Below are 3,780 nucleotides of genomic sequence, written 5' to 3'. Positions count from 1 at the left end.
AGATAGCGACCCCTGCGCAACTCTTCGATCATGCCACCGCTTTCCTGCGGACGCATCGCCTGTATCGGCCCAACGCCCGCCCGATCGGCCCGTTCCGCGTCCTTGTCCGGCCGGGATCAGAGCCTAAGTTGTTTCCAGACCGCAACAGGAAGACCCAGGACATGGCCGAAAAGATCACCCGCAGCGACGCCGAATGGCGCGAGATGCTGGACCCCGCCACCTATCACGTCACCCGGCAGGCCGGAACCGAACGGCCGTTTTCCCATCCCGGCTTTCCCGAGGGGCCGGGCCACTACGCCTGCGCCTGCTGCGGCGCCCGGCTGTTCGACGGCGACCAGAAGTTCGAAAGCCATTGTGGCTGGCCCAGCTTTTCCCGCGCGGGCGGGGCGATCGAGGAACACCGCGACCTCAGCCACGGCATGATCCGCACCGAGGTCCGCTGCGAGCGCTGCGACGCGCATCTGGGCCATGTCTTTCCCGACGGGCCGCCGCCCACGGGGCTGCGCTACTGCATCAACGGCGTGGCGATCCGCTTTGTCCCCGAAGGCGCGGAAGCGGCCCCGGCCTGAGCCCCGAATCAGGGGGCGGAATCCAGCAGGTCGCCGGCATTCACACGGCCCACGTTGCCCAGGATCTGCCGCAGGAAGCCCGAGCCCTCGACGCCCGTGTCGGTCACGCGCCGCGACAGCGTGACGACACGGCCGCGTTCAAGCCCGAAGCGTTCGACATTGGTGACGGTGCCGCTTTCGTCGAAGCTGATGGCGACAAGCTGGCGGTCGACCTCGCGCGGCTCGCGCAGGCCGTAGCGTTCCCAGCGAGAGCCGACGTAGTACCAGCTCGATCCGGTCAGAACGCCCTGCGAGCCGGGCCGACCGATCAGGTATTCAAGCTCGTCGCGCCGGGTCTGGCCGACGACAACGGCGGCAAGCTCGTCATCGCTGGGCACATGGCCGTGGTTGCGATACATCCGCGTGCAGCCCGCCGCGGCCACCACGGGCACCGAAAGGGCCAGGGCGATCGCTCGCCGCCGGGTCATGGACATCGGGACACCTTTCCCTTGTTCAGGCCCGCCCGTCGCGCAGGATCGGCCACTTCTTCCGCCGCGTCCCGGCCCCATGGCTCGGTCCGGGTTGACGGCGTCGGACCCGCTTAGCAAACTCGGCCACGCCGCTCAAGAACATCGGGGCGCAACGCCCTGCCGACAAAGGCAAGATCATGTCCTCCGCCCCGTTTTCCCACAGGTTGCGCGTGTCGCAGTTGAACCCGCGCCAGCCGAACCGCATCGATCTGGCGCCCGACGACGCCGCCCGTCAGCGGATTGCCGCCGAACTTGGCCTGACCGCCCCGCCCGAGGTGCGGCTGGCGGCGACGGTCACCGCCGCCCCCAACGACGCCTGGCTGCTGGAAGGCCGGATCATCGCGCGGGTCCAGCAGCCCTGCGTGGTGACGCTGGCCCCCGTCCGCAGCGAGATCGACGAGCCGGTGCGCCGCCTTTATTCCCCCCATGTCACCCAGCCCGAGGGTGACGAGGTCGAGATGCCCGACGACGAGGTCGAGCCGCTTGGCCCCGCCATCGACGCGGGCGAGGTGCTGGTCGAGGCGCTGGCCCTGGCTCTGCCCCCCTATCCCCGTGCCGACGGGGCCGAATTGCCACCAAACGCGACCGATCCCGCTGACGGGGACGATGGCAGCCGCCGCCCGTTTCAGGGGCTTGCAGATCTTCTGCAACGCAAGGACAATTGACGCCAGGTTGACTGCAACCGGCCTTTGGCCTTGCGGAATATGGGTTTGTGCCGTATCTGCGCGGTTCGATCCGAAACACTTGCCGGTCGGGACAGGATTCCCTCCCGACCCTCTGCCACCGAAGGTTGTCCCATGGCCGTCCCCCAGAACCGAGTCACCCGGTCCCGCCGCAACATGCGCCGCTCGCATGACGCGCTGGTCGCCGGGAACCCCAACGAATGCTCGAACTGCGGCGAACTCAAGCGCCCGCACCACGTCTGCCCCTCCTGCGGCCATTACGCCGACCGTGAGGTTGTCGCGCAGGCGAATGACATCGACCTGGACGACGACGCGGCCTGAACACGCTGACCGCAGGGTGCGATGACGACCACGCTTTCCAAGGCAGACCCGTCGCGCCCCCGCGTCTCAGGCCCGGTGGTGATTTCGGTCGATGCGATGGGCGGCGACCGCGGCCCCGCCGCCGTCGTCGCGGGCATCGAGAAAAGCGCCGAAAAGAACCCTGACATCCGCTTCATCGTCCACGGCCCCGAAGCCGAGCTGCGCCGCCTGATCGGCCGCCGCAAGGGACTGGCGGAACGCTGCGATATCCGGGATGCAAGCGGCGTCGTCCGCATGGACGACAAGCCCGCGCAGGTGATCCGTTCCGCGCAGGCCACCTCGATGTGGTCGGCCATCGAATCGGTGCGCCAGGGCGAATCGACCGTCGCGGTCAGTTGCGGCAACACCGGTGCGCTGATGGCGCTGTCCACCCTGCGCCTGCGCAAGCTGCCCGGCGTGAACCGCCCCGCCATCGCAGTGCTGTGGCCCTCGCGCGGGCCGCAGGGGTTCAACGTGATCCTGGACGTGGGCGCCGACATCAAGGCCGACGCCACCGACCTTCTGCAATATGCAATGATGGGCGCATCCTACGCGCGCAACGGCCTTGGTCTGGAACGCCCGCGCATCGGCCTGCTGAACGTCGGCACCGAGGATCACAAGGGCCGCCCTGAACTGAAGGAAGCGCACGCCCTGATCGCCGCCGCGGCCGAGCCGGCGAATGTCGATTATGTCGGCTTCGTCGAGGGCGGCGACCTGATGAGCGCCCGCGTGGATGTGATCGTCACCGACGGCTTCACCGGGAATATCGCATTGAAGACCGGCGAGGGGACGGCCAAGCTGGTCGGCGACTTCCTCAAGGACGCCTTCGCAAATTCCATCATGTCCAAGTTCGCCGCCGTTCTCGCCATGACCTCGCTGAAGCGGCTGCAGAAGCGCATCGACCCGCGCCGGGTGAACGGGGGCGTGTTCCTCGGGCTGAACGGCACCGTGGTGAAATCGCATGGCTCGGCCGATGCGACCGGCGTTTCGGCCGCGATCAAGCTGGCCTTCAAGCTGGCGCAGTCGGGCTTTCAGGACCGGCTGGCCGCCCGCGTCGCGCAGGCCAACGAACAGGCGGCCGAGATCGTGCAGCCGGCCCAGCAATCCGGGACGGGCGCGTGATGCGGCGGTCGGTGGTGCGGGGCACCGGGCATTACCTGCCCGAGCGGGTGATCGAGAACAGCCATTTCGAGGAAACGCTAGACACCACGGACGAATGGATCCGCGCCCGCACGGGGATCGAGCGGCGCCATTTCGCGGCGGAAGGAGAGTTCACCTCGGACCTCGCCATCGCGGCGGCGCGGCAGGCGCTGGACCGGGCGGGGATGACGGCCGAGGATATCGACGCGCTGGTGGTGGCGACCTCGACCCCCGACCTGACCTTTCCAGCCACCGCCACCATCGTGCAGGCGGGCCTGGGGATGCAGCGGGGCTTTGCCTATGACATCCAGGCGGTCTGCGCGGGCTTCGTCTATGCGCTGGCCAATGCCGACGGGCTGATCCGGTCCGGTCAGGCCGACCGGGTTCTGGTGATCGGCGCCGAGACCTTCAGCCGCATCATGGACTGGACCGACCGCGGCACCTGTGTGCTGTTCGGCGATGGCGCGGGCGCGATCATCCTTGAGGCCGTCGAGGCCGAGGGCACCAGCGACGACCGCGGCGTGCTGGCGACCGACCTCA

General features: G+C 68.5%; 6 protein-coding genes. 5 read left to right on the top strand and 1 reads right to left on the bottom strand.

Annotation, left to right across the window (positions count from 1 at the left end; genetic code table 11):
* The first annotated feature begins 161 nt into the window (after positions 1 to 161).
* On the top strand, positions 162 to 569 hold the full coding sequence (gene msrB / locus Q4F04_RS14905; protein ID WP_303370582.1) for a peptide-methionine (R)-S-oxide reductase MsrB: 408 nt from the start codon (positions 162 to 164) through the stop codon (positions 567 to 569).
* Between the two features lie 8 nt (positions 570 to 577).
* Here the strand turns inward: msrB and Q4F04_RS14900 are convergent, their stop codons facing one another.
* Positions 578 to 1,042 carry an outer membrane protein assembly factor BamE gene (locus tag Q4F04_RS14900; RefSeq protein ID WP_303370581.1) on the bottom strand — a complete coding sequence of 155 codons (465 nt, stop codon included), beginning with the start codon at positions 1,040 to 1,042 and terminating at the stop codon, positions 578 to 580.
* A 173-nt stretch (positions 1,043 to 1,215) separates the two neighbouring features.
* Here Q4F04_RS14900 and Q4F04_RS14895 point away from each other — a divergent pair, with 173 nt between their 5' ends.
* The 4 genes from Q4F04_RS14895 to Q4F04_RS14880 all read left to right on the top strand — a co-directional run.
* Positions 1,216 to 1,743: a DUF177 domain-containing protein gene (locus Q4F04_RS14895; RefSeq protein WP_303370580.1), complete on the top strand. Its 528-nt coding sequence runs from the start codon at positions 1,216 to 1,218 to the stop codon at positions 1,741 to 1,743.
* Positions 1,744 to 1,875: 132 nt separating this feature from the next.
* Positions 1,876 to 2,082: a 50S ribosomal protein L32 gene (gene rpmF / locus Q4F04_RS14890; RefSeq protein ID WP_036717667.1), complete on the top strand. Its 207-nt coding sequence runs from the start codon at positions 1,876 to 1,878 to the stop codon at positions 2,080 to 2,082.
* Positions 2,083 to 2,103: 21 nt separating this feature from the next.
* A complete protein-coding gene (plsX, locus tag Q4F04_RS14885; RefSeq protein ID WP_303370579.1) occupies positions 2,104 to 3,222 on the top strand; it encodes a phosphate acyltransferase PlsX in 1,119 nt (372 codons plus the stop codon).
* A partial coding sequence (locus Q4F04_RS14880) for a beta-ketoacyl-ACP synthase 3 (protein ID WP_303370578.1) occupies positions 3,222 to 3,780 on the top strand: 559 nt, incomplete at its 3' end. The genes plsX and Q4F04_RS14880, both read left to right, overlap by 1 nt.

This window comes from Paracoccus sp. (in: a-proteobacteria), from assembly GCF_030536915.1.
In the GTDB taxonomy this organism is placed as follows: Bacteria; Pseudomonadota; Alphaproteobacteria; order Rhodobacterales; family Rhodobacteraceae; genus Paracoccus.
This window is presented reverse-complemented; position numbering and strand designations above follow the sequence as displayed.